Genomic DNA, 23,642 nt, shown 5'->3' on the forward strand with positions numbered 1-23,642 from the left:
TTCCAAGACAGCCGGTTCGCCGGACGGTCCGACAGGGCACATGGTGGGCTTAGCTCAGTTGGCAGAGCGCCTGGTTGTGGTCCAGGAGGTCGCGGGTTCAACCCCCGTAGCTCACCCTCATGAAGGGCATGATTTTCCGCCCTTGCGTAAAGGCCGCACCGGTTATCCGGTGCGGCCTTTAGTTGTTCCCGTACTGCATCAAAAGGAACCCACCTGACATGACCGTTCTGCCGATCACCATCTGGGGCGAGCCGGTTCTCCACCGCCGGGCCGCCGAGGTGGAAGTCTTCGACGACGAACTCCGCACCCTTATTGCCGACATGTTCGAAACGAACGACGCAGCCAACGGCGTGGGGCTCGCCGCCCCGCAGGTGGGCGTGGGCAAACGCATCTTTGTGTACAAGTACGCCAACGAAGACGGCGTGCCTCCTACGGGTGTCCTGGTGAACCCGGTCCTGACGTTGTCCAAGGTTTCCGGCGCGCTCCCTGATCCTGATGAGGAAGTGGAGGGCTGCCTGTCATTTCCCGGCGGCCAGTACCCGCTCAAGCGCGCAGAGTGGGCCCGCGTGCAGGGCTTCGACGGCGACGGGAACCCGGTGGACTTTGAGGCCACGGACTGGTTCGCCCGGATCATCCAGCACGAGTACGACCACCTGGACGGCAAGCTGTACGTGAACCGGCTGATGGACCGGTACGCGCGGAAGGCCATGAAGCAGGCCAAGCGGAGCGGCTGGGGAGTTCCCGGCCTGACGTGGATGCCCGGCGTCGACCCCGACCCGTTCGGGCACTAAGCGACGCGGCACCGGTGCAGCTGCCGCCTCGCTGCTCCGGTGCCGCGTCGCTCCCCTAGCGGGGAACGATGGTCTGCTGCTGCGGGCACGATGACAATACGCGCTTCATGGCGTCCTTTTCAGCCTGGGTTACCCACAGGGTGTAGGCGGCTTTGACGGAGATCTGGCGGGCTACGTAGTGGCACCTGAAAGCTTTGTTTTTCGGCAGCCAGCCGGCCGCGTCCGACGCGCTTTTTTCCTGGTTGGCCCGCCCGTCCGCCGCGATGAGGTTAAGGGGATCGTTGGCAAAGCTCTGGCGCTGCTGTGGCGTCAACTGCCGGGCACCCTTTTGCCAGGCGTCGCCCAGGGCCACGACATGGTCGATCTGGACCGCCTTGCTGCTTTCCGCTCCCCTGGTGAAGGTCACCACCGCTCCGGTGTACGGCTCGTGGAACTCGCCGCGCGCTATCCGGCACCGGGAACCCTCGGTGAACTGCGCGGCGTCCAGGTCGCGCCGCAGGATGTCGTTGCGGGTGTCGCAGCCGTTGCGGTCCACATCCAGCCATGCCTGTCCGAATGCCGTGCGGTCGTAGTTGTCGTTGGACGCCCGCCCTTTGACGGCGAGGGTTTCGAGCGCGTCCGCCGCACTGCCGTCCGGTACCGGCCGCACCGGGGGGACTGCTTTCATCCATGCAGCGTCCAGCACGGGAGCTTCGCTGGGTCCGCTGACCGCAGGCTCCGCTGCGGCAAACTGGCCTGCCGAGAAAAACCAGCAGACGGCGGCAAGCAGTCCCGCGGCGAAAAGAATCAGCACGGCCCAGGCCTGGCGGGAGCGGCGGCGGGCACGGCGGTAGGCCGTCCAGCTGATGGTCATGATTGATCTGTCCGGAGAGTATTCCTATGCACCGGACGAGCCTAGGTCAGGCCACTGACAACGTGGCCGATATCCCCAGTGTGGAGGAGGAGTTATTGCTCCTTCATCACACGCTTGAGGTCTTCGGCAGCAAGGTCCAGCAGCTCCTGGAGCTGCCTTACCCTGCCCTCGGGAATCTCTCCCGCGGCATGCGCCACCCGAGCCTGTTCAAGGAGGCGGGTGGCTTCCTTGTGGTTTTTCCGCGCTATATCGAGGGCGTGTTCCAGTGTGGTTTCATGTTCGAGAGTCGATTCCTGTTCCATGACTCCATTTTGGGACCGTTTCCCGGCCGATGCCAGAGCGCCGGCCGGGAAACCTCAGGGCATTGCTGCCTGGTTCCTAGACCGCGATTGCCGCCAGCGCCGCAGCCGGTTCCTTGACCGGGAACGACGGCGGGTTGACCCCGGCCATTTCCTCCATCACGCGGACTACCTGGCAGCTGTAGCCGAACTCGTTGTCGTACCAGACGTAGAGGATGACGTTCTTGTCGTTGGAGATGGTGGCGAGGCCGTCCACGATGCCCGCACGCCGTGAACCGACGAAGTCCGTGGACACAACCTCGGGGGAATCGATGTAGTCAATCTGCTTGCGCAGGTCCGAATGCAGGGACATCTGGCGCAGGTAATCGTTCACCTCATCCTTGGTGGTGCCGTTTTCCAGGCTCAGGTTCAGGATGGCCAGGGAGACGTCGGGGGTGGGGACGCGGATGGAGCTGCCGGAAAGCTTGCCCTGAAGTTCGGGCAGCGCCTTCGCCACAGCAGTGGCCGCACCGGTTTCCGTGATGACCATGTTCAGGGCTGCGGAGCGGCCGCGCCGGTCACCCTTGTGGAAGTTGTCGATCAGGTTCTGGTCGTTGGTGAAGGAGTGGACCGTTTCGACGTGGCCGTGGATGACGCCGAACTTGTCGTTGATGGCCTTCAGGACCGGTGTGATGGCGTTGGTGGTGCAGGACGCCGCCGAGACAATCTGGTCCGAATCCTCGATGCTGCCGTGGTTAATGCCGTGCACGATGTTCTTCAGCGCGCCCTTGCCCGGTGCGGTCAGGAGAACCCGGGCTACGCCCTTGCTCTGCAGGTGCTGCGACAGGCCTTCAGCGTCGCGCCAGCGTCCCGTGTTGTCCACCACAAGCGCGTTGTTGATACCGAACGCGGTGTAGTCGATCGTGGCGGGGTTGTCCGAGTAGATGACCTGGACCTGCACGCCGTTGGCAGTGATGGTGTTCGCTTCTTCGTCCACCCGGATGGTGCCCTCAAAGGAGCCGTGGACGGAGTCGCGGCGCAGGAGGCTGGCGCGCTTGGCAAGGTCCTTGTCCGAGCCGCGGCGCACCACGATGGCGCGCAGGCGCAGGCCGTGGCCGCCGCCGGCCTTTTCGATCAGCAGACGGGCCAGCAGGCGGCCGATGCGGCCAAAGCCGTACAGCACGACGTCGGTGCTGGTGCGGTCATCAGCACCGCGCTTGCCCACGATCTCGGCCAGTTCGGCGCGGAGGAATTCTTCCAGGCTGGCACCGTTGCCTTCAAGCTTGTACTTCTCCGTCAGGCGGGCCACGTCGATGGCCGCGGCACCGAGCTCGAGCTCGGCCAGGGCGTTCAGCAGGGGTGCGGTCTCTTCGAGCAGCAGCTCGGTGTTGCTCATGCGGCGGGCGAACCGGTGCGCCTTGAGGATGTTCATGGTGGACTTGTTGATCAGGCTGCGACCGTGGATGCTGGTCACCACGTTGTTCTCGCGGTACAGCCGGCCGATGACCGGGATCATGGCCTCGGCAAGCGCCTCACGGCCCATCCACGTATCAAGACAAGAATCTGACGTCTGGCTCACAGAACTACCTTCCTTGGGTCAACCACATACGCCCTCGTATGCAGATGTCGGCCACCGGAGGTATTCCGGGGCACAGGCATCGGCGGGGATTCGGTCCACCCCGGACACCTTGGAGAATCGCAAAGAAAAGCCGCCGGCTGCGAACGCAGACCAGGCGGCAGAACTTCTACGTTCGCTATCCATTCTAGGGCGGCGCCGGCTCCCCCACGGCCCCGTAAAGCGTGAAGTCACTCACATGCCGCCGAACGGCATGACTCCAAGAGCAGGCCGTAAACGGTGGTGGATGGGTTGACCGATACGCCGGGTTCTGTGTTCCCGCACCGTTGCCGGAGCGGGAGTAGCGGCCATCCATCTACGAACGCCGTTGCCGACGCCCTCCAGCGGCCTACCCGGACACTCGGGCGGGCAGCCCTCGAACGTGTCCTGTCTGGCCTTGCTCCGGGTGGGGTTTACCTAGCCTTCCCGGTCACCCGGGAAGCTGGTGGTCTCTTACACCGCCGTTTCACCCTTACCTGCTTCGTGCCGCTTTCAAACCGGCGCGATGCAGGCGGTCTATTTTCTGTGGCACTGGCCTGCGGGTTACCCCGAGTGGGCGTTACCCACCACCCTGCCCTGCGGAGCCCGGACGTTCCTCGAGCCACTTGCGTGACGCGCGGCCGCCTGGTCAACCCATCCGCGTTTCATTCTACGGGCTATGCCGGCTGCCCGGTTCCGCAGCGGCTGCAAGGGGGCTTTTCGATCCGCCGGTGGGACAATTGAACAAGATCAACCCGGCACAAAGGAGGGGATCCGAATGGACCCCACCATTACGTACATCGCCATCGCCGTCACACTGCTGCTGCTGCTGTTGCTGAAGATGTCCATCCGGATCGTGCGGCAGTATGAGCAGGGTGTGCTTTTCAGGCTGGGCAGGGTCATTGGAATCAGGCTCCCGGGGCTTCGGTTCATCATCCCCGTCATTGACCGTCTTCCGCTGGTCAGCCTGCGGATCGTGACCATGCCAATCCAGTCACAGGGCATTATCACGCAGGACAATGTCAGCGTCGACATCTCAGCCGTGGCCTACTACCGTGTGGTCGATGCGGTGAAATCCGTCGTGGCCATCGAGAATGTGGCCGCCGCCATCGACCAGATTGCCCAGACCACGCTGCGGAAGGTCGTTGGCAGGCACAGCCTGGACCAGACGCTGTCAGAAACCGAGCGCATCAATAGCGACATCCGGGAAATACTGGATGCCCTGACGCTCGAGTGGGGTGTCGAAGTGACTTTGGTTGAACTGAAGGACATCCAACTCCCCGAAAGCATGAAGCGCGCCATGGCCCGCCAGGCTGAGGCCGAGCGGGAAAAGAGGGCGAAGATCATCGCAGCGGAAGGTGAGGCCATCGCGGCAGCCGCCCTCGGCGACGCGTCGGACACCATGATGGCCCACCCGCTGGCCCTGCAGCTGCGGAATTTGCAGTCCCTGGTGGAAATCGCCGTGGACAAGAACTCCACAGTTGTCTTCCCGGCGCCGCTGATGAGCACCATCGGCGAACTATCCGCCTTCCTCGCCCGCGAGAACCAGGCGGCCACCGCCGCAGCCAAACCGCCGGTCAAGGCGGCCTGACAGCCGCGGTGCCGCCGGCAGGACCGCGACATCACTCCATCGTTCCAGCGCCGGTAAGATCGTACGGTGCTGATTCTGCTGCCGCCGTCCGAAGGCAAGACCCCCGCTGCCCAGGGAGAAGCCGTCGACTGGACCGCCCTGAGCTTTCCCACCTTGAACACCTACCGGGCGAAGGTGCTGGAAGCGCTGGGAGGCGTCAGCGCCCACCGGGACGCCCTCGCACTGCTGGGCGTCGGCGCATCCCTGAGTGCCGACGTCGAACGCAACACCCGGCTCCACACGGAACCGGCGGCGCCGGCACACCAGGTCTATTCCGGCGTCCTCTACGACGCACTCGGCTATCAATCGCTGACGGCGGCGCAGCGCCGGAAGGCGGATGAATCAGTACTGGTGGTCTCCGCCCTCTGGGGCGCCATCCGCTTCGCCGACCGGGTGCCCGCTTACCGGCTGTCGATGGGAACGTCACTGCCCGACGTCGGCCGGCTGGCCTCGTTCTGGAAGCCACAGATTTCGGCCGCACTGGCGGGCGAAACCAAAGAGGAACTTTTAGTGGACTGCCGCTCCAGCACCTATGCCGCCGCCTGGGCTCCGCCACCGGCGCAGACCGTCACCGTCAACGTCTTCACTGAAGTGAACGGTGTGCGCAAGGTGGTCAGCCATTTCGCCAAACACACCCGCGGCGAACTGGCCCGCCACCTGCTGACCCGACGTGGCGCCGCCCCCCGTACCCCGGCGCAGCTGCTGAAAGCGGCCCGCGAAAAGTGGGAAGGCGAGCTGGTCGAAGGCACGCCGCGCAAAGCGCATGCCCTCAACATCATCCTGCCCAACTGACTCGCAGTTAACGTCGTCATTCGCGCTTTTCACGACGTTAACTGCCAGCTACTTGGGTATGCCTAGGCCCACTCTGCCGAGCGGACCAGGATGCAGCCTGAGTCCGGGCAGTAAACGATGTCGTCCTCGGCGGCTGCCTTGATGTCGGCGAGGTCGCCGGGGCTGAGCTGCATGCCTGAGCCCTCGGACTTACCGTGGAACAGCCGGGCTGCGCCGACTCCGCGCTTGGCCAGGGTCTTTTCGTAGGCAGCCAGCAGACCGGCATCGAGGCCAGCCGCGAACTCCGAGCGCCTGGCACCCACTTCGGCGGCTTCCGCGGCAATTTCAGCCAGTGCAGCGTCCAGCTCGGCGCGGATCCCGCCAAACGATCCCTGGACGTCGTCCACGATCTTCTGCTGGGCAGCCTGGCGCTCACGGAGGCCTTCCAGCCGTTCCATCACCTCCAGCTCCACGTCCTCGAGGGTGGACAGCCGTTTGGTGAGCGAAGCGATGTCGCTTTGGAGAGCGACGAGGTCCTTGGACAGGCCGGTGCCGCTGTTCAGCCGCGCTTCATCGCGCTTGATCCGCGAGGCCACCTGCTCCACGTCAGCTTCCGAGCGCTTGAGCTCGGCTTCGGCGTCGTGAACCGCCATTTTCGCCGCGCCGAGTTCGCCGTTGGCCACGGCCAGGGCGGCCTGGAGGTCGCTGATCCGGGGATCGGCTTCAATGCTCCGGCGGCGGTTGGACAGCGATTTGAGCCTGGCGTCGAGTCCCTGCAGTTCGAGCAATTTCAACTGTTCTGCCGGTGCTGCCTTGGCCACTATTACCTCCGCTTGTTCCTACCGGCCGCGGCCGGGCACCGGACCGGCGCAGTTTAGACTCTAGCGCCTAGCGTGCTCCCCTGCCTCGCTGCGCTCACCCGGGGACCCCGCGCACGCCGGGCTTAGCCCGGAGTCAGAATGAAGTCCCACGGATCGCTATTGGTGGTGCTCACCCGGATCTCGACGTCGTGCCCCTGGTCGCTGAGGACGTTTCCCAATGCTTCGGCCGCCGCCGGCAGCCACAGCCACTCGCTGGCGAAGTGGGAAACGTCGATCAGGTACGGCCGGTCATTCACGGCGTTCTCGCGCGCCTCGGACGCGGGGTGGTGGCGCAGGTCTGCGGTGACGAAAAGGTCGGCGTTGCTCGCGCGGACCTCGTTGAACAGGGAGTCCCCCGCGCCGCCGCATACTGCAACGCGCCGCACCAGGCCGTCCTTGTCCCCCGAGACCCGCACGCCGCCGGCCACGGCCGGCAGGATGCCGAACACGCGGGCTGCGAAGTCCCCCAGCGTCATGACGTCCTCAAGGTCGCCCACCCTGCCGATGCCTTCTTCGGGCAGGCCGTTCAGGGCAGGGGTCAGGGGCACAACGTCGTGGAGGCCCAGGGCGTCCGCCAGGACATCGGAAACGCCCCCGACGGCGGAGTCACCGTTGGTGTGGACGGTCAGGAGCCCGGTCCCGGATTCGATCAGGCGATGGACCGCCTTCCCCTTGGCCGTAGTGGCCGCGACCGAGTTGACTCCCTTAAGCAGCAGCGGGTGGTGCGTGATCAGCAGTTCCGCGCCCCACTCGATGGCTTCCTCGATGACGTCCAGGGTGGGATCCACCGCGAACATGATCCTGCTGACTTCGGCCGACGGATGGCCCGCGACCAGGCCCACCTCGTCCCACTCCTCGGCGAGGGACTCCGGCCAGAGCTCTTCCACGGCCAGCAGGATTTCGCCGAGCGTGGGGGCGTCCGCGGGTTCGGCGGCGGCGGACTCAGCACCGGTACGGGCATCTTCTGCAACGTCGGTGTTCACAGGTTCCATACCCTCATTTTTACCCTATCCGCCGCCGTCGCCCGCACGCGCAACAGTCTCGTAAGGTGGTGGAGGGAATCATCAGCGCGCTTCAACCATTGAAGAGGACATGAAGACTTTTGTGCTTGGCGGAGGCTGCTTCTGGTGCCTTGACGCCGTCTACCAGAAAACCAAAGGTGTCACGTCCGTCATTTCGGGCTACACCGGCGGCCACGACCGCCATCCTGACTATTACTCGGTCTGCTCGGGCACCACGGGCCATGCCGAAGTGGTGGCTGTGAGTTTCGACGAGGACGTGATCCCGGCCGAGGTCATCCTGGATATGTTCTTCGCCCTCCACGATCCCACCACGCTCAACCGCCAGGGATACGACGTCGGCACCCAGTACCGTTCGTCCATGTTCTACGAGACCACGGAGGAAAAGATCCTCTTCGAGGAGGCGATCGAGCGGAACCAGGAACTGTGGGCGCATCCGATCGTCACCGAGGTCAGCAGGCTGCCCGTCTTCCACGTGGCGGAGGATTTCCACCAGGACTACTACGCCAAGCATCCGGAGCAGGGCTACTGCCAGGTGATCATCAACCCCAAGCTGGCGAAGGCACGGAAATATTACTCTGCATGGCTTAATGCTTAGCAGCGGTCCGGCCGCCCTCGTTAGGCTGACCTCAGTATTCGCTGTTCAGAGAACTCTTCAGAGATAGGCACAAATACATGGCACGGATCTACGACGACGTCACCCAGCTTGTCGGCGGCACTCCGCTGGTCAGGCTCAACCGGCTCACGGAGGGCCTCGATGCCCAGGTGGCGGTCAAGCTCGAGTTCTACAACCCGGCCAACAGCGTCAAGGACCGTATCGGCGTGGCAATTGTCGACGCAGCGGAGAAGTCCGGCGCCCTGAAGCCCGGCGGAACCATCGTCGAAGGAACCTCCGGCAACACCGGCATCGCCCTGGCCATGGTGGGTGCCGCACGCGGCTACAAGGTCATCCTGACCATGCCCGAGACCATGTCAACCGAACGCCGCGTGATGCTCCGCGCCTTCGGCGCCGAGATTGTCCTGACCCCGGGTTCCGAAGGAATGCGCGGCGCCGTGGAAAAGGCCCAGGAGATCGTGGCCAACACGGAGAACTCCATCTGGGCACAGCAGTTCGCCAACGAGGCCAACCCGGAGATCCACCGCACCACCACGGCCGAGGAAATCTGGTCCGACACCGACGGCAAGGTGGACATCTTCGTCGCCGGCATCGGCACCGGCGGCACTGTCACCGGCGTCGGCCAGGTCCTGAAGGAACGCAAGCCGGACGTCCAGATCGTCGCCATCGAACCGAAGGACTCCGCCATCCTGAACGGCGGCGCCCCCGGCCCGCACAAGATCCAGGGCATCGGCGCCAACTTCATCCCCGAAATCCTGGACACCAACGTCTATGACGAGGTCCTTGACGCCACGCTGGAGGATTCCGTCCGCGTTGCCCGCGACCTCGGCGTCAAGGAAGGCATCCTGGGCGGCATTTCCTCCGGTGCCATCGTCTGGGGAGCCCTCGAGCTCGCCAAGCGCCCGGAGAACGCCGGTAAGCTCATCGTCGCGGTTGTCTGCGACTTCGGTGAGCGTTACATCTCAACCGTGCTCTATGACGACATCCGAGGCTAGGTCTTAGCCCGCCATTCACCGTTTCCTGTAGAAAGGTCTTTGTGAGCTTCTTCGCAAGACTTAAGGAAGACCTCGACGCCGCCCGGTCGCATGACCCGGCGGCTCGAGGTTCTTTTGAGAACTTTTTTGCCTACTCCGGCCTCCATGCCATCTGGGCGCACCGCCTGACGCACAAGCTTTGGCAGAATCCGTCGCTTCGCTTTCCGGCCCGCCTCATTTCGCAGCTGGCGCGTTTCCTGACCGGGATCGAAATCCACCCGGGAGCCACCATCGGCCGGCGGTTCTTCATCGACCACGGCATGGGTGTGGTCATTGGCGAGACGGCGGATATCGGCGAGGACGTCATGATCTATCACGGCGTGACCCTGGGCGGACGCTCGCTGGCGAAGGTCAAGCGGCATCCCACTATCGGGGACCGTGTGACCATCGGCGCGGGCGCCAAGATCCTGGGCCCCATCACCATCGGACGGGACAGTGCCGTTGGTGCCAACGCCGTGGTGGTCAAGGACGCCCCGCCGGAGTCGATCATCACCGGTGTTCCGGCAACATGGCGCCACCGCGATGCCCAGCGCGAGACCAAACCTGCCGTGGACCCGGCCGAGTACTACATCGAGTACCGGATCTAGCCCGAAAACCGCTTGTAGATCGCCCAGAGCACCACGTCGAACACGCTGTCCGGCAGGATCCTTCGCAGGGTCAGGATGGTGCGCGCACCCTTACCGACGGGATAGCGCGTCTTCGGACGCGCGGCCGTCGCGGCGTGGACTATGGCATCGGCAATGACGTCCGGGTGGGTTGACATGCCGGAGCCCGCCGTGGAGGCCAGCGCTGCGGCGACTATTTTCGCCTGGTCCCGGTACGGGCCGTGCCCGGATGTTTCCAGCAGGCTTTCGCCGGAGATGCCGCCCCACTCCGTCTGTGTGCCCGCGGGTTCGATGATGGACACCCTGATGCCGTGAGGCTTGAGTTCCAGGCGCAGGGAGTCACTCAGGCCCTCAACGGCGAATTTCGTGGCGTGGTACCAGGCGCCGAGGGGCTCGTACATCTTCCCGCCGATGGAGGACACGTTGATGATCCTCCCCTGTGCCGCTGCCCGCATGGCAGGCAGCACCAGCTGGGTCATGCGCGCCAGGCCGAAGACGTTGACGTCGAACTGCCGCCGGCCTTCAGCCAGTTCCACTTCTTCCAGGGAACCGTAGGAGCCGTAGCCGGCGTTGTTCACAAGCACGTCGATCCGGCCGTGTGCCTCCAGGATTCCGCCAATGGCTGCCGCCATGGACGCCTCGTCCGTGACATCCAGCGCCAGCACCTTTACGCCGGACTCTTTCAGCGGCTCCATCTTTTCGACCCGCCTGGCGCCCGCGTACACGGTGAAGCCGTGCTGGCTGAGCTTCCTGGCGGCCTCGAACCCGATACCGGTGGACGCACCCGTGACAAGGGCGACTGGCTGGGACATGGGTTGCACTCCTTAGGGACAGTGGCCGGCTTAACGACAATGGCCGGCGCCTCCCAGAGTATCCGGGAAGCGCCGGCCATTTGACGTCACCGGCGGTGTCACCGCCGGTGTTGCGTTGAAGCTAGTGGGTGTCCACTGCCTCGATTTCGGACTTGTCTTCGCCCCACAGGGTGTGGAACGTGCCCTCGGCGTCCACGCGGCCGTAGGTGTGCGCGCCGAAGAGGTCACGCTGGCCCTGGATGACGGCGGCCGGCAGGCGCTTGCGGCGCAGGCCGTCGTAGTAGGCCAGTGAGGAGGAGAATACCGGGACGGGGATACCCAGCTGGACAGCAGTGGCAACCACACGGCGCCAGGCCGGCAGGACCTCGGCAATGGCCTTGGTGAAGGCCGGCGCGAACAGGAGGTTGGCCGGCTTGTCCTCAGCTGCGTAAGCCTTGGTGATTTCCTTCAGCAGTTCCGCGCGGATGATGCAGCCGCCCCGCCAGAGGGAAGCGATCTCGTCCAGCTTCAGGTCCCAGCCGTATTCCTTCGCGGCGGAGGTCAGCATGTCCAGGCCCTGTGCGTAGGAAACCAGCTTGGAGGCGTACAGCGCCTGGCGGACGTCCTCGACGAATGTTTCCGGGACCTCAACGGCGATTTCCTCGCCGGCGAGCAGTTCCTGGGCCAGCTTGCGCTGTTCGGTCTGGGACGAGAGGGCACGGGCGAACACGGACTCCGCGATGCCCGACGTCGGGGAACCCAGCTCCAGCGCGGAGATGACCGTCCAGCGGCCGGTGCCCTTCTGGCCGGCGGCGTCAACAACGACGTCGACAAACGGCTTGCCGGTACGGGTGTCCACGTGGCCCAGGACTTCGGCGGAGATTTCGATCAGGAACGAAGCCAGCTCGCCTTTGTTCCACTCGGCGAAGATCTTGGACTGCTCGGCCGGTTCGATGCCGGCACCGGAGCGGAGCAGGTCGAAGGCTTCGCCGATGACCTGCATGTCGGCGTACTCAATGCCGTTGTGGACCATCTTGACGAAGTGTCCGGCACCGTCGGTGCCGATCCAGGCGCAGCAGGGCTGGCCGTCGACGTTGGCTGCGATCTTTTCCAGCAGCGGTCCGAGGGCGTCGTAGGACTCCTTGGAACCGCCGGGCATGATGGACGGGCCGTTCAGGGCGCCTTCCTCACCGCCGGAGACGCCAATGCCGACGAAGTGCAGGTCCTTCTTGGCCAGTGCGGCTTCGCGGCGGCGGGTGTCCTCGTAGTGCGAGTTGCCGGCGTCGATGATGATGTCGCCCGCTTCCAGCAGGGGCTCAAGCTGCTCGATCACGGAGTCGACGGGCTTGCCGGCCTTGACCATGATGAGTACGCGGCGGGGCTTCTCCAGGGAATCGACAAGCTCCTGGAGGGTTTCGGTACGCACGAAGTCGCCGTCGTGTCCGTGCTTTTCCAGCAGCGCGTCAGTCTTTTCAACAGACCTGTTGTGCAGGGCAACGGTGAAGCCGTTCCGGGCCAGGTTGCGGGCGAGGTTGGCCCCCATCACCGCAAGGCCGGTGACACCGATGTGTGCTGACATCAAAACTCCAATTCATTTCTGTGCAACGTGTGCATTCTGTTCCGCACTTCCTGCGGAACACGCTTTAAGAACCAGTGGCTGTCAATAAACCATATGTATTTCCGTCGACTACGGGAAAGTTGCGACCACGTTTTGGAAGGTGGCGCGTCACAAAACAGTCTATGATGCCGCCGGCGTCCGGCCGGGCGGAGCCGCCCGGCACGATTATGCTTACGACTATGTCAACCAGCCTCCATCATCGCGCCATCGAACACCTGGGCACCCGCATCGTGAGCGGCGCGCTGCCCCAGGGCCACGTGATGCTGGCTGAGCAGCTCGAAGACGAGCTGAAGGTCTCGCGCTCCGTGGTACGCGAAGCCGTCCGCGTCCTGCAGTCCCTCGGCCTGGTGGAAACCATCAAACGCGTGGGAATCCGGGTGCTGCCCGCCAGCCGCTGGAACCCGTTCGATCCCCTGGTTATCCGCTGGCGCCTGGCCGGCGAGGGCCGCGGCGCCCAGCTCAGGTCCCTCGCGGAACTGCGCTCCGCCGTCGAACCTGTCGCTGCCGAACTGGCCGCCGCAAACGCCCCCCAGGAGATCCGCAAAGAACTGCTGGAGGTATCCCTGGCAATGCGCGACGCCGGCAAGGCCGGCAATGTGGCGAAGTTCCTGCAGCTGGACATCCACTTCCATTCCCTCCTCCTCACTGGTTCCGGCAACGAAATGTTCGCCAACCTCGTGGGGCAGGTGGCGGAAACCCTGACCGGCCGCACCGTCCACGGACTCATGCCGGACCATCCGCGTGATACCGCGCTGCAGTGGCACGTGGACGTGGCGGAGGCCATCGCCGCCGGGGATGCCGCCGGAGCCAGGGAGGCTTCCAGCCGGATCATGCGCGAGACAATCTCCGAGATGGAAGCCAGCTGGCGGGACCAGCCGAGGACGTTCATCCCCCTGCCGAACAACTAAGCGCGAACGTACACTTGCGGCCCTCAAGGCAGGGCCGCAAGTGTGCGTTCGCGCGGACTCTACCCACGGCTGAAGTCCAGCAGCACCTTTCCCGATTCAGCCGAGTTCCTGGCCACGTCGAAGGCCTCGAGCCCGCGCCCAATCGGGAACTCGTGGGTGACCACCGGGTCCACGAACAGCGTGCCGTCCGCCAGCGCCGCGATGACCTCGTCGATTTCGCCGTTAAAGCGGAACGAACCCAGCAGCTCCAGCTCGCGGGTGATGGCCAGGGAGATCAGGACGGGCTGGGGACCGGAGGGCAGGAGCCCCACCATCACCACCTTGCCGCCCCGCACAGCTCCCTTGATGGCGGAGGCAAGCCCGTGGTGGCTGCCGGACGATTCGATCACCACGTCCGCCTCCACCGCGGCAATGGCGTCGGCTTCGTCGCCCGTGAGGACCTCGTCGGCGCCGACGGCGAGGGCGATCCCGAGTGGTTTGGGGTGCATGTCCACGGCCACGATCCGCCGGGCGCCGGCGCGCTTGAGGGCTGCGACAGCCAGCGCCCCGATGGGACCGCTGCCGATCACCAGGGCTGTTTTCCCCCTGACGTCCCCGGCGCGGGCCACGGCATGCCAGGCGACACTGGCCGGCTCCGCCAGCGCGGCCGTCCGCAGCCTGAGGCCGTCCGGCAGCGGACGGAGCATCCTGGCCGGCAGGGTGGCGTACCGGCTAAAGGCGCCGTCGGTGTGCGGGAAGCGGGCGGCGCTGCCCAGGTACGTGCAGCCCGGTGACAGGTTGGGCCGGTCTTCGGGATACCGGGCGGCGCCGGGGCCGGGCGTGGCCGGATGGACGGCAACCGGCGTACCTGCCGCAGGTCCCGTGCCGTCCGCCGCCGCGTGCAGGACGGTTCCCACGATTTCGTGCCCCAGGACCATCGGGGCACGAAGGATCGACTCCCCTGCGGCGCCGTGCAGCCAGTAGTGGAGGTCCGAGCCGCAGATCCCGCCGAAGGCAACTTCCACCACCGCTTCGTCGGAACGTGGCGCCGTAACGGGCACGTCCTCGATGCGAAGGTCTCCGGCCGCGTGGGCCACGACGGCTTCGGAGGTGGCGGGGAGTTCGTGGATGCCGGGCATCAGACCACCACCGTCATTCCGCCGTCGATGAAGATGGTCTGGCCGTTGACGAAGTTGGACCCGTCCGAAGCAAGCCACACCGCCGGACCGGCCAGATCCTGCACAGTCCCCCACCGGTTCGCCGGCGTCCGGCCCAGGATCCAGGCATTGAACTGATCGTCATCCACCAGGTTCTGGGTCATCTCGGTGTGGATGTAGCCCGGCGCGATGCCGTTGATCTGCAGGCCCGACGCCGCCCACTCCGCCGTCATGGCCCGGGTCAGGTTCCGCAGCCCGCCCTTCGCCGCGATGTACGGGGCGATCGTGGGCCGTGCCAGGTCGGTCTGCACCGAGCAGATGTTGATGATCTTGCCCCGGCCGCGCGGAATCATGTGCCGGGCAGCCTCCCGTCCCACCAGGAAGGCGCTGGTCAGGTCCGTGGAGAGGACCCGCTCCCAGTCCTTCACATCCAGCTCCAGCATGGGCACCCGGTGCTGGATCCCGGCGTTGTTCACCAGGATTTCCAGCGGGCCCACGTTCTCCTCCACCCACGCGACGCCCCGCGCAGCCTCCGTGTCCTTCGTGACATTGAACGCGCAGCCGTGCACGCGCCCCGGCGGGTAGTCCGCAGCCATCGCGGCCTCAGCGTCCTTCAGCCGTTCCGGATTGAGGCCGTTGAGCACCACCGTGGCCCCGGCATCAGCCAGCGCCCGTGCCAGGGCATTGCCGATCCCCCGGCTGGAACCCGTCACCAGGGCAACCCGCCCGGTGAGGTCAAAAAGTGAATTCATCGTTTACTGTTCCTCAATTGGTCGTGGCAGCCGGTTGTGGCTGCTGGTTGTGGCTGTGGGGCGAGCTGAGATTCGAGATGGTTTGCCGGACGGCGGCGAGGTCGAGGTCCCCGAGCCCCTGGCGCTTGAGTTCGGCGTACAGTTCGACGCCGGCCGCTGCCATGGGCACGGCGGCCTCCACGGCGGCGGCACTTTCCAGAACGAAGGACAGATCCTTGTGCATGAACTTCGCGGGTCCGGTGGGCGCATAGTCTTTCGCCGCGAGGCGGGGTCCAACGATATCCAGGACCCTGCTGCCCGCCAGTCCGCCGGACAGAACCTCGTACAAGGCTTCTACGTCCATGCCCGAGCGTTCGGCGAGCTCGGCAGCTTCCGCGAGCGCCGCCGTCGTGGTTCCCACGATCAGCTGGTTGCAGGCTTTGGCCAGCGACCCGGATCCGAGCGGCCCCAGGCGCCGGACCGTGCCGCCCATGGCGTTGAACAGCGGGAGGAGCTTTTGGAAGTCCTTTTCCTCCGCGCCGACCATGATGGCAAGTGTTCCGTCCTCGGCGCCCCTGGTGCCTCCGCTGACGGGCGCATCGACGACGACGGCGTTGCCCCGGCTTGCGGCGGCAACCGTCGCCCCGAAGTCCCGGACAGCTGCCGGCGAGACGCTACTCATGACCACGACGACGGTCCCCGGCCGGGGCGGCTCTGCCGCCCAGAGGGCGAGGAGCCCGGCCGCCGCCTCCTCGATGTAGGACAGGTCAGGGAGCATAAAAATGATGACCGGCTCGTCACGGAGGGCTGCGACGTCTACAGCGCGGACGCCGCCGCGGGCGGCAAACTCGTCCAATGCCGCTGCCGACCTGTTCCAGCCGGTGACGTTCCAGCCGGCCTTCAGCAGATTGGCTGCCATGCGGCCGCCCATCAGGCCCAGACCGGCGAATCCGGCTCTCATTTCATGCAAAGTCGTGGTCACATCGTGGTCTGTCTGCGCATCCATTGGCAGCGGCACCTCACTACATCGTGGTTAATGGAGGAGAAATCTGTTCAATATCCTAGCCTCCATTCAGTATGATGAACACCATGACGACCAAAACCACCGTCGCAATCGCCGTCCCCCTCGAAGCTGAGCTGGTGGAGCGCATACGCGCCGTAGACCCTTCCGTAACCGTCCTCTATGAGCCCGCCCTCCTGCCGCCCGAACGCTTTCCCGCCGACCACTCCGGCGACCCTGACTTCAAGCGCACCCCGGAACAGGAGGAACGCTACTGGGACATGCTCAACAAGGCCGACGTCCTGTATGGCTTCCCCAACGAGAACCCCGACGGACTGGCCCGCATTGCCGGCAGCAACCCCCGGCTCCAATGGATCCACGCCATGGCCGCAGGGGCCGGCGGAGCCGTCAAAGCGTCGGGGCTGGACCAGGAAACCCTCCAGAAATTCAAGGTCACCACGTCAGCCGGCGTTCATGCCCTGCCGCTGGCGGAGTTCGCTGCCCTGGGCATCCTCAACGGCTTCAAGCGCAGCGCCGAGCTCGCGGCAGACCAGGCAGCCAGGATCTGGCCTGAACTGCGGACCCCGACCCGCCTGGTGAACGGCTCCACCCTGGTGGTGGCCGGCCTCGGCGAGATCGGGATGGAGACCGCCCGCCTCGCCCGGGCACTGGGAATGAAGGTCAGTGGTACCAAACGGAACGTGGAGCCGATCGACGGCATTGCGGAAGTTGCGGACAACGACGGCCTGCCCGGCCTGCTCGCTTCCGCCGACGCCGTCGTGAACACCCTGCCCGGCACGCCCTACACGGAGAAACTGTTCAACCGCGAAGTTTTCGCCGCCATGAAACCGGGGACGGTCTTCGTCAACGTGGGACGCGGCACTGTGGTGGACGAGGACGCGCTATTGGAGGCACTCGACAACGGACAGGTCGGGTATGCCTGCCTCGACGTTTTCGCCGTCGAGCCCCTGCCGCAGGACAGCCGGCTCTGGAACCACCCCAAGGTGATGGTATCCCCGCACACCTCGGCGCTGAGCGCGGCGGAGAACCGGCTGATCGCCGAACGCTTCAGCAGCAACCTGCGCGTATTCCTCGATGGCGGGGAGCTCCCCCACCTCGTGGACACGGTGCACTTCTACTAAGGCGCATTATCGCCGCCTGGCCTCCTCGACGTCTGAAGCTATGGCTTGCTGACCCCGGAGAGCAAGCCCGGCCACCACACCGTCGATGTCGGCGTCGGGCCGGTTCTGGCTGAGCTTGGTCTTCGCTTCGATCCTGGTGATGACCAGTTCGAGGCCCACGATGGCGCGCAGCTGGCCGGAGATGAAACGCTCCGGGGCATCGTCCACGCTCCATGGGTGGTCGGAGTCTTCCTCGTGACGGTCGGTCAGCCGCCTGACCTGGCCGGCGAGCCAGGCCGGATCGTCATGGATCACCAGTGTGCCGTAAACGTGTGCCGTGGAGTAGTTCCAGGTGGGCACCACGCGCCCGTGCTCGGCTTTCGAGGCGTACCAGGACGGTGAGATGTAGGCGTCAGCGCCCTGGATGATGGCGAGTGCTTCTCCGATCACCGGCTCGGACCACTGTGGATTGTTCCGCGCCACGTGGGTGTGCAGGGCGCCGTGTTCGCCGCCCGAGGGGTCGAAAACGAACGGCAGCAGCGTGGCGAGCAGGCCCTGCCGGGTCATGGTGACCAGGTTGGCTGCGGCCGGCCGGGTCAGGAGCTCGCGCACCGAATCGGGTCCGGCGGCGAAGTGGGCTGGAGTGTACATGGCGCTAGTCCTTTGCAGGCTGGAGGGATCTTGCGGCGTGCGGACCGGCGTTCAGGCCGGCGGCCGGGCCGGCGGCCGGCCGGAGCCGGACGGCCGCGCCGGCGCAGAGGATGACGGCGAGGCCGCCAATGATGGTGGTCCAGGTCAGGGCCTCCCCCAGCAGGAGGGCGGCCCAGACGATGCTCAACACAGGCTGGATGAGCTGGATCTGGCTGACCTGGGCCATGGGGCCGATGGCCAGTCCGCGGTACCAGGCGAAGAATCCCAGGAACATGCTCACCAGGCCGAGGTAGGCGAACGACGCCCACTGGGCGGGAGTGGCTGACGGGGGCTGCTCGGCCAGGGACAGCATCGTCAGGAATCCCATCAGCGGCGACGCCAGCACCAGCGCCCAGGACACGGTCTGCCAGGCGCCGAGCTCACGCGCCAACAGGCCGCCCTCCGCGTAGCCGATGGCCGCTGCCACCACTGCGCCAAGGAGGAGCAGGTCAGCCGAGTGCAGCTGTCCGAATCCGCCGGACTGCATGGACGCGAAGGCTATGGCCGCCAGGGCGCCCACGCCGGTGATAATCCAGAACGCTGCGCGTGGGCGTTCGTGCCCCCTCAGGACAGCGGCGGTCGCCGTCGCGGCCGGAAGCAGTGCGATGACCACCGCGCCATGGCTGGCCGGCGTGCTGGTGAGCGCGAAAGACGTCAGCAGGGGAAAACCGATGACGACGCCGGCGGCCACCACCGCGAGGCGCGCCCACTGGACGCCGCGGGGAAGCCGCTGCCGTGCGAGCGCCAAAGCCGAGGCGGCAAAGACCGCGGCAACCACCGCGCGGCCGGACCCGATGAACAGTGGTGAGAGCCCCGCGACGGCGACCTTGGTGAACGGAACCGTGAACGAGAAGGCCGCTACTCCGAGGAGTCCCCACAACAGTCCGGAGGGGGTGCTGGGCGGTATCACTGGGCGAATCACTACAGTAGCGCTATTATTAGGTCTCATGAACAACGATAGCAGTTCGAAGATTGCCACGCGACTGCGCGATTGGATCGCCCAGGCCGCGCCGGGATCAAGGCTGCCGTCCACGCGGTCGCTGGTCGCTGAGTTCCAGGCAAGCCCGGTCACGGTGCAGAAGGCACTGCAGGCCCTCACCGCACAGGGCCTCATTGAAAGCCGGCCCGGCGTCGGGACATTCGTCCGTGCCGTCCGGACCGCGCGCCCGTCGGACTACGGCTGGCAGACGGCCGCCTTGAGGTCACCGCTGGCGCCGCTTCCGTCGGCCTCCACCACCATGCGTGACGTGGCAAATGATGCCATCGCTTTCCATTCCGGCTACCCGGACCGCGAGCTTCTGCCTGAACGGCTGGTGCGGGCAGCCCTTACCCGCGCAGCCCGCGGTGAAGCGGCGTTATCCCGTCCCCCCGCAGCAGGCCTGCCGGAACTTCAATCGTGGTTCGCGCACGAACTCGGCGCATCGACACCGGCCGGGACCACGCCGCCGAACCCGAGCGACGTCGTCGTCCTTCCGGGAAGCCAGAGCGGGCTCAGCTCGATCTTCAGCGCCCTCGCCGGCCGCGGACAGCCGCTGCTGATGGAATCCCCCACCTACTGGGGCGCCATCCTGGCGGCGGCGCAGGCCGGCGTCCGCGTTGTCCCGGTACCCACCGGACCTGACGGTCCGGACCCTACCGAACTGGCGCGGGCGTTCGACGAAACCGGAGCGCGCCTGTTCTACGCGCAACCCAACTACGCGAACCCCACGGGGGCGCAGTGGGCGGCCGGGCGGGGCGAAGAGGTCCTGCAGGTGGTGCGCGACAAGGGCGCGTTCCTGGTGGAGGACGACTGGGCACACGACTTCGGGATCACCACCAATCCTGTGCCCGTCGCCTCCCGCGACGACTCCGGCCATGTGGTGTACCTTCGTTCGCTGACCAAGAGCGTATCCCCGGCCATCCGCATTGCCGCGGTCATCGCACGCGGCCCGGCACGTGAGCGCATCCTGGCGGACCGGGCAGCCGAGTCGATGTATGTCAGCGGGCTACTCCAGGCAGCAGCGCTGGACGTCGTCACGCAGCCGGGATGGCAGACGCACCTGCGGAGCCTCCGCCACCAGCTCCAGTCGCGCCGGGACCTCCTGGTCGCCAGCATGCGCGAGCACGCCCCTCAGGCGCACATCGAGCACGTCCCCAAGGGAGGGCTGAATCTCTGGGCGCGGGTGCCCGACGGGACTGACCTCGAACGGCTGGCCCGCGACTGCGAAAGCGACGGTGTCATCATTGCCGCCGGACGGGAGTGGTTCCCTGCCGAACCTGCCGGCGCGTTCATCCGCCTCAACTACTCGGGGTCCAACCCGGGAGCGTTTCCGCAGGGTGCGCGCGTCATCGGCCGGGCACTGGAACGCGCCAACCCCTAGCATCAGCCCGCCTGGAATCAGCCGGGCTGACAAAGGCCGCGGCTCCTTCCTTGCGGAGGGAGCCACGGCCTTGTCGCGTGGAATCTTGTGGCGTGGAGTGCAGTCCAGGTGCCGCCGACGCTAGCTGGCGTCCTCCGTGAGGACAAGGTCGCGGCCCACGGTCTCCGGAGTGAAGAACGTGGTGGCGAACGAAATCAGGGCAAGAACCAGCGAGTAGATGGCGAGCACCAGCCAGGAGTGATCCGTTGCCGCCAGGAGCGAGGCACCCACGAGGGGAACAAGCCCGCCGGCCAGGACGGCGGAGAGTTCCCGGCTCATGGCCACCCCGGTGAAGCGGTACTGGGAGCCGAACAGTTCAGGCAGGAGCGGGCACTGCGGGCCCAGCATGGACTGGACGCCGATGGCGATGCCTACCACCATGACCACCCAGACGAGGGTCACGTTGCCCAGCGTCACGAGGTAGAACGCCGGGAGGGCGATGACCGCCTGGAAGAGTGCACCATAGCGGTAGACCGGCACGCGGCCGAAACGGTCGGAGAGCGCGCCGAAGGTGACCACCATGACGGCGGCAAAGCCGGCGGCGATGAGCAGGCCCACGGGTCCGATGAACTTATCGCCCGGGAACACGCCGTCCTTGGCCGCCAGGAAGGCGATCAGGAGCGCGGAATAGATCGAGGAATTGCCGTTCTCGCCCATGCGCAGGCCGATGCCCACCAGCACGTTCTTCTTCGAGTGCTTCCACAGCTGGCCGACGGGGTTCTTGACCACGTTCTTGTGCTTTTCGAGCTCCTGGAACACCGGCGTTTCCTTTAGCCGCAGCCGGATGAAGATTGCCACCGCTATCAGGAGGATGCTGGCCAGGAACGGTACGCGCCACAACCACCCCTCCAGCACGGCCTTGTCCGCCATGGCGATCAGCGCAAACGTGCCTGCACCCAGGAGGGTGCCCAGTTGGATGCCGACGAACGGCAGGGAAGCGAAGAAACCACGACGGCGGCGCGGTGCAACTTCGGAAATCAGGGTGGTGGCACCGGCCTGTTCAGCGCCGGCTCCGAGGCCCTGGAGGATGCGGAGCGTGACCAGCAGGACCGCACCCAGCATGCCCGCCTGCTCGAAGGTCGGCAGCAGGCCGATGGCGAAGCTCGCGGTTCCCATCAGGCCGATCGTGAGGATCAGGACCATTTTGCGGCCGAACCTGTCACCGATATAGCCAAAGATGACTCCGCCGAACGGGCGGGCTGCGAACCCGACGCCGTAGGTGGCGAACGATGCGATCAGGGCACCGTCCTCACCGAGGGGCTTGAAAAAAAGCGGCCCGAAGATCAATGCCGATGCCAGGCCGTAAATGTAGAAATCGTAATACTCCAGAGCGGAGCCCACGGAGCTGGCAAGAGTTGCCCTCCGCAGTTGTTCCGGTTCGACGACGGCGCCGTCCGCATCCGCAAGCGGTGATTCAGTACGAGTTGTCACTAGCACTCCCTTAAGAACACTCCAGACCCCCGTTGGTCTGGTGGGATAGCGACGGCACCGGTGGTGTCGATCACTATATTGAACAGCGTACAGCACCTTGAACGGATCGCCAATGATGTAATCCGATTTTTTTCGGTAGTGAGGGATCTCCCGCCCGGTCCCTCGTTAGCCCATGGGGTTGCCGAGTGAACGTGCCAGTTCCTGCAGCTCCTTGACCATCATGGCGCCCTGCTCCTGGGAATAGGTTGCCTTCAGGGCAGTGACGGACAGTCCCAGGCTCGGTCCGTGGGCTCCCCTGGTGGGGACCGCAACCGCAAGGCACACGACGCCGGTGGTGGACTCTTCATCCTCGAAGGCGTAGCCCTGCTCCCGGATGACCGGCAGTTGCTTTTTGAACTCAGCGCCGGTCCGGAGCGATTTGGGAGTAAGTACCGGCAGTTCGGCATCATCAGGAAACATCTCGTCGATGTCGTGATCGTGCAGCCGGGCAATGAGGGCCTTGCCCACGGCGCACAGCGACACCGGCATCTTGTCGCCGATATTGGACGTGAGCCTGACCGCCGGGTGCCCTTCATAACGGGCCAGGTAGATCACATTGGTGCCGTCCAGCATGGCGATGCGGACAGTTTCGCCGGACAGGGTGGGAGCCTGCTCGCAGAAGCGGTAGAACTCCTGGACCTCGTCCAGCCGGCTGAGGTAGGCGGCGCCGAGTTCCACAAGTTTGCGCCCCAGGGTGAAATCGGCACCCTGCCGGTTGATGAGGCGCGCCTCCTCAAGTGCCAACATCAGATTCGATGTCGACGACTTGGGGATGCCCAGTTCCCGCGAAAGGTCGCTCAGCGTAAGCCTGCCTGTCGCGGAGGCAGCCAGTGCCTCCAGCACGGCAGCAGCCCTCGTCACGGCCGGCGCGGGGGACGCACTCCCCAGTCCGTCGGAGGTGCGGGGAGCCCGGGAATCGGCCATGATTCTCCTTCAGTTAAAAGCGCGTCCGTTAATGCGTTGTTCATCCAGTCTGTTCATTCAGCTGAACAGTAACCATCATAATGTGTGGGCACCGTATTATGGCCCCCGGGGGCCGATCTTCGCAGCGGCGTGGTCCCAACACAGGACCTTTGACCCTTGGAGGGCGCGGTTCGTCACTCCTCAAAAATGTTTCACATTTCGAAAAATTCACTGTATATTCAATTGCAAGCCTTCCACCGCGGCATCCCCCAATAGCCGCGGTGGAAGGCTTTTCCAATGTCCGGCGGAGCCCCCTTCCCGGAATCACGCGGCTCCAGGAATCACGCGGCGTCCGCGACTGCCTCCCTCAGGCGCCAGCCTCCACCTAGTCCGTCGCGGATTAATTCCATGGTGGTCAGTGCCGAGTTTTCGTTCGTGCCAAGCCTCGCCTGGACCTGCCACACTTCGATATCCACCCGCCCCAGGCCCTTGGGCATCCTGCGTTCAGCCTCCCACCAGCTGACACGCTCAAACCAGCGGACCGGCTCCGCCCCGATGGTCCATACGCGTCCGCCGCGGAGAACGGCTAGGGGCCGCCCGTCCGGGGCCATCCTCATCATGACGTGTTCCATGCCGCAAGACTATGGAGGGGGTCCGACAGTTTTTGCCTTGGTACCGGTGACAAAAAACCCCGCCGCAACCGGCCTGTTTGGCCTGCTGCGACGGGGTTTCGTTGGTGGGTCCTACCGGGATCGAACCGATGACATCCACGGTGTAAACGTGGCGCTCTACCAGCTGAGCTAAAGACCCAAACAGTGATCTCG

24 protein-coding genes, 2 tRNA genes and 1 other RNA gene are annotated in these 23,642 nt (G+C 65.4%); 10 read left to right on the forward strand and 17 right to left on the reverse strand.

All coding sequences use genetic code 11. The annotated features are described in order from the left end of the window. Positions 1–43: 43 nt before the first annotated feature. Both Q8Z05_RS20335 and def read left to right on the forward strand, forming a co-directional pair. Positions 44–116: transfer RNA gene (locus Q8Z05_RS20335), tRNA-His, on the forward strand. Positions 117–218: 102 nt separating this feature from the next. After that, complete coding sequence (gene def / locus Q8Z05_RS20340; RefSeq protein WP_305941333.1) at positions 219–791, forward strand: peptide deformylase; 573 nt, start codon at positions 219–221, stop codon at positions 789–791. Between the two features lie 55 nt (positions 792–846). Here def and Q8Z05_RS20345 read toward each other — a convergent pair whose 3' ends face one another. The 4 genes from Q8Z05_RS20345 to rnpB form a co-directional block, all read right to left on the reverse strand. Continuing rightward, the gene (locus Q8Z05_RS20345; RefSeq protein WP_305941334.1) at positions 847–1,644 is read right to left on the reverse strand and encodes an HNH endonuclease family protein; all 798 of its coding nucleotides are present in this window, start codon (positions 1,642–1,644) and stop codon (positions 847–849) included. A gap of 92 nt (positions 1,645–1,736) precedes the next feature. Continuing rightward, a complete protein-coding gene (locus Q8Z05_RS20350) occupies positions 1,737–1,946 on the reverse strand; it encodes a hypothetical protein (RefSeq protein WP_305941335.1) in 210 nt (69 codons plus the stop codon). A 76-nt stretch (positions 1,947–2,022) separates the two neighbouring features. Beyond that, positions 2,023–3,465, reverse strand: a complete 1,443-nt coding sequence (locus Q8Z05_RS20355; protein ID WP_305941336.1) for a glyceraldehyde-3-phosphate dehydrogenase — start codon at positions 3,463–3,465, stop codon at positions 2,023–2,025. Positions 3,466–3,781: 316 nt separating this feature from the next. After that, positions 3,782–4,173: RNase P RNA component class A (rnpB, locus tag Q8Z05_RS20360), an RNA gene on the reverse strand. A 121-nt stretch (positions 4,174–4,294) separates the two neighbouring features. Here rnpB and Q8Z05_RS20365 point away from each other — a divergent pair. After that, positions 4,295–5,107, forward strand: a complete 813-nt coding sequence (locus tag Q8Z05_RS20365; RefSeq protein ID WP_305941337.1) for a slipin family protein — start codon at positions 4,295–4,297, stop codon at positions 5,105–5,107. 66 nt (positions 5,108–5,173) lie between these two features. Continuing rightward, positions 5,174–5,938 carry a YaaA family protein gene (locus Q8Z05_RS20370; RefSeq protein WP_305941338.1) on the forward strand — a complete coding sequence of 255 codons (765 nt, stop codon included), beginning with the start codon at positions 5,174–5,176 and terminating at the stop codon, positions 5,936–5,938. Between the two features lie 62 nt (positions 5,939–6,000). Here Q8Z05_RS20370 and Q8Z05_RS20375 read toward each other — a convergent pair whose 3' ends face one another. Next, a complete protein-coding gene (locus Q8Z05_RS20375) occupies positions 6,001–6,738 on the reverse strand; it encodes a zinc ribbon domain-containing protein (protein WP_305941339.1) in 738 nt (245 codons plus the stop codon). A gap of 122 nt (positions 6,739–6,860) precedes the next feature. Next, positions 6,861–7,769 (reverse strand): Nif3-like dinuclear metal center hexameric protein, encoded by a 909-nt coding sequence (locus tag Q8Z05_RS20380; protein WP_305941340.1) that lies wholly within the window; start codon positions 7,767–7,769, stop codon positions 6,861–6,863. A gap of 100 nt (positions 7,770–7,869) precedes the next feature. Between Q8Z05_RS20380 and msrA the strand changes: the two genes are divergently transcribed. The 3 genes from msrA (at position 7,870) to epsC (ending at position 10,033) form a co-directional block, all read left to right on the forward strand. After that, the gene (gene msrA, locus Q8Z05_RS20385; protein ID WP_305941341.1) at positions 7,870–8,394 is read left to right on the forward strand and encodes a peptide-methionine (S)-S-oxide reductase MsrA; all 525 of its coding nucleotides are present in this window, start codon (positions 7,870–7,872) and stop codon (positions 8,392–8,394) included. A gap of 77 nt (positions 8,395–8,471) precedes the next feature. Next, a complete protein-coding gene (gene cysK / locus Q8Z05_RS20390) occupies positions 8,472–9,407 on the forward strand; it encodes a cysteine synthase A (protein WP_011692288.1) in 936 nt (311 codons plus the stop codon). A gap of 41 nt (positions 9,408–9,448) precedes the next feature. Next, the gene (gene epsC, locus Q8Z05_RS20395) at positions 9,449–10,033 is read left to right on the forward strand and encodes a serine O-acetyltransferase EpsC (RefSeq protein ID WP_305941342.1); all 585 of its coding nucleotides are present in this window, start codon (positions 9,449–9,451) and stop codon (positions 10,031–10,033) included. On the opposite strand, the gene Q8Z05_RS20400 is transcribed toward epsC, so the two are convergent. Both Q8Z05_RS20400 and gndA read right to left on the reverse strand, forming a co-directional pair. Beyond that, a complete protein-coding gene (locus Q8Z05_RS20400) occupies positions 10,030–10,863 on the reverse strand; it encodes an oxidoreductase (RefSeq protein ID WP_305941343.1) in 834 nt (277 codons plus the stop codon). The genes epsC and Q8Z05_RS20400 overlap by 4 nt on opposite strands. Before the next feature lie 121 nt (positions 10,864–10,984). Next, positions 10,985–12,421, reverse strand: coding sequence for an NADP-dependent phosphogluconate dehydrogenase (gene gndA, locus Q8Z05_RS20405; RefSeq protein ID WP_305941344.1), 1,437 nt, complete (start codon positions 12,419–12,421; stop codon positions 10,985–10,987). A gap of 218 nt (positions 12,422–12,639) precedes the next feature. Here gndA and Q8Z05_RS20410 point away from each other — a divergent pair, with 218 nt between their 5' ends. Further along, the gene (locus Q8Z05_RS20410) at positions 12,640–13,368 is read left to right on the forward strand and encodes a FadR/GntR family transcriptional regulator (RefSeq protein WP_305941345.1); all 729 of its coding nucleotides are present in this window, start codon (positions 12,640–12,642) and stop codon (positions 13,366–13,368) included. 59 nt (positions 13,369–13,427) lie between these two features. Here the strand turns inward: Q8Z05_RS20410 and Q8Z05_RS20415 are convergent, their stop codons facing one another. The 3 genes from Q8Z05_RS20415 to Q8Z05_RS20425 are packed head-to-tail and all read right to left on the reverse strand — an operon-like array spanning position 13,428 to position 16,196. After that, positions 13,428–14,486: an L-idonate 5-dehydrogenase gene (locus Q8Z05_RS20415; RefSeq protein ID WP_305941346.1), complete on the reverse strand. Its 1,059-nt coding sequence runs from the start codon at positions 14,484–14,486 to the stop codon at positions 13,428–13,430. Continuing rightward, complete coding sequence (locus Q8Z05_RS20420; protein ID WP_305941347.1) at positions 14,486–15,256, reverse strand: SDR family oxidoreductase; 771 nt, start codon at positions 15,254–15,256, stop codon at positions 14,486–14,488. The genes Q8Z05_RS20415 and Q8Z05_RS20420 overlap by 1 nt, the downstream gene beginning before the upstream one ends. Positions 15,257–15,269: 13 nt before the next feature. Beyond that, positions 15,270–16,196 carry an NAD(P)-dependent oxidoreductase gene (locus Q8Z05_RS20425; RefSeq protein ID WP_371745895.1) on the reverse strand — a complete coding sequence of 309 codons (927 nt, stop codon included), beginning with the start codon at positions 16,194–16,196 and terminating at the stop codon, positions 15,270–15,272. A 116-nt stretch (positions 16,197–16,312) separates the two neighbouring features. Here Q8Z05_RS20425 and Q8Z05_RS20430 point away from each other — a divergent pair, with 116 nt between their 5' ends. Further along, a complete protein-coding gene (locus tag Q8Z05_RS20430; protein WP_305941348.1) occupies positions 16,313–17,377 on the forward strand; it encodes a D-2-hydroxyacid dehydrogenase in 1,065 nt (354 codons plus the stop codon). 6 nt (positions 17,378–17,383) lie between these two features. Here the strand turns inward: Q8Z05_RS20430 and Q8Z05_RS20435 are convergent, their stop codons facing one another. After that, positions 17,384–18,007, reverse strand: a complete 624-nt coding sequence (locus Q8Z05_RS20435; RefSeq protein ID WP_305941349.1) for an FMN-binding negative transcriptional regulator — start codon at positions 18,005–18,007, stop codon at positions 17,384–17,386. Between the two features lie 4 nt (positions 18,008–18,011). After that, the gene (locus tag Q8Z05_RS20440; RefSeq protein WP_305941350.1) at positions 18,012–18,995 is read right to left on the reverse strand and encodes a DMT family transporter; all 984 of its coding nucleotides are present in this window, start codon (positions 18,993–18,995) and stop codon (positions 18,012–18,014) included. Between Q8Z05_RS20440 and Q8Z05_RS20445 the strand changes: the two genes are divergently transcribed. Further along, positions 18,994–20,406 (forward strand): aminotransferase-like domain-containing protein, encoded by a 1,413-nt coding sequence (locus Q8Z05_RS20445; RefSeq protein WP_305941351.1) that lies wholly within the window; start codon positions 18,994–18,996, stop codon positions 20,404–20,406. The two genes, Q8Z05_RS20440 and Q8Z05_RS20445, sit on opposite strands and share 2 nt — an antisense overlap. A 120-nt stretch (positions 20,407–20,526) precedes the next feature. Here the strand turns inward: Q8Z05_RS20445 and Q8Z05_RS20450 are convergent, their stop codons facing one another. The 4 genes from Q8Z05_RS20450 to Q8Z05_RS20465 form a co-directional block, all read right to left on the reverse strand. Beyond that, positions 20,527–21,876 carry an MFS transporter gene (locus Q8Z05_RS20450; protein ID WP_305941352.1) on the reverse strand — a complete coding sequence of 450 codons (1,350 nt, stop codon included), beginning with the start codon at positions 21,874–21,876 and terminating at the stop codon, positions 20,527–20,529. 165 nt (positions 21,877–22,041) lie between these two features. Next, complete coding sequence (locus tag Q8Z05_RS20455; RefSeq protein WP_305941353.1) at positions 22,042–22,839, reverse strand: IclR family transcriptional regulator; 798 nt, start codon at positions 22,837–22,839, stop codon at positions 22,042–22,044. Between the two features lie 320 nt (positions 22,840–23,159). Continuing rightward, positions 23,160–23,450: a hypothetical protein gene (locus tag Q8Z05_RS20460; RefSeq protein ID WP_305941354.1), complete on the reverse strand. Its 291-nt coding sequence runs from the start codon at positions 23,448–23,450 to the stop codon at positions 23,160–23,162. A gap of 102 nt (positions 23,451–23,552) precedes the next feature. Then, positions 23,553–23,628 (reverse strand) — tRNA-Val (locus Q8Z05_RS20465). Positions 23,629–23,642: the final 14 nt, after the last annotated feature.

It is taken from the genome of Arthrobacter oryzae, assembly GCF_030718995.1.
GTDB lineage: Bacteria > Actinomycetota > Actinomycetes > Actinomycetales > Micrococcaceae > Arthrobacter > Arthrobacter oryzae_C.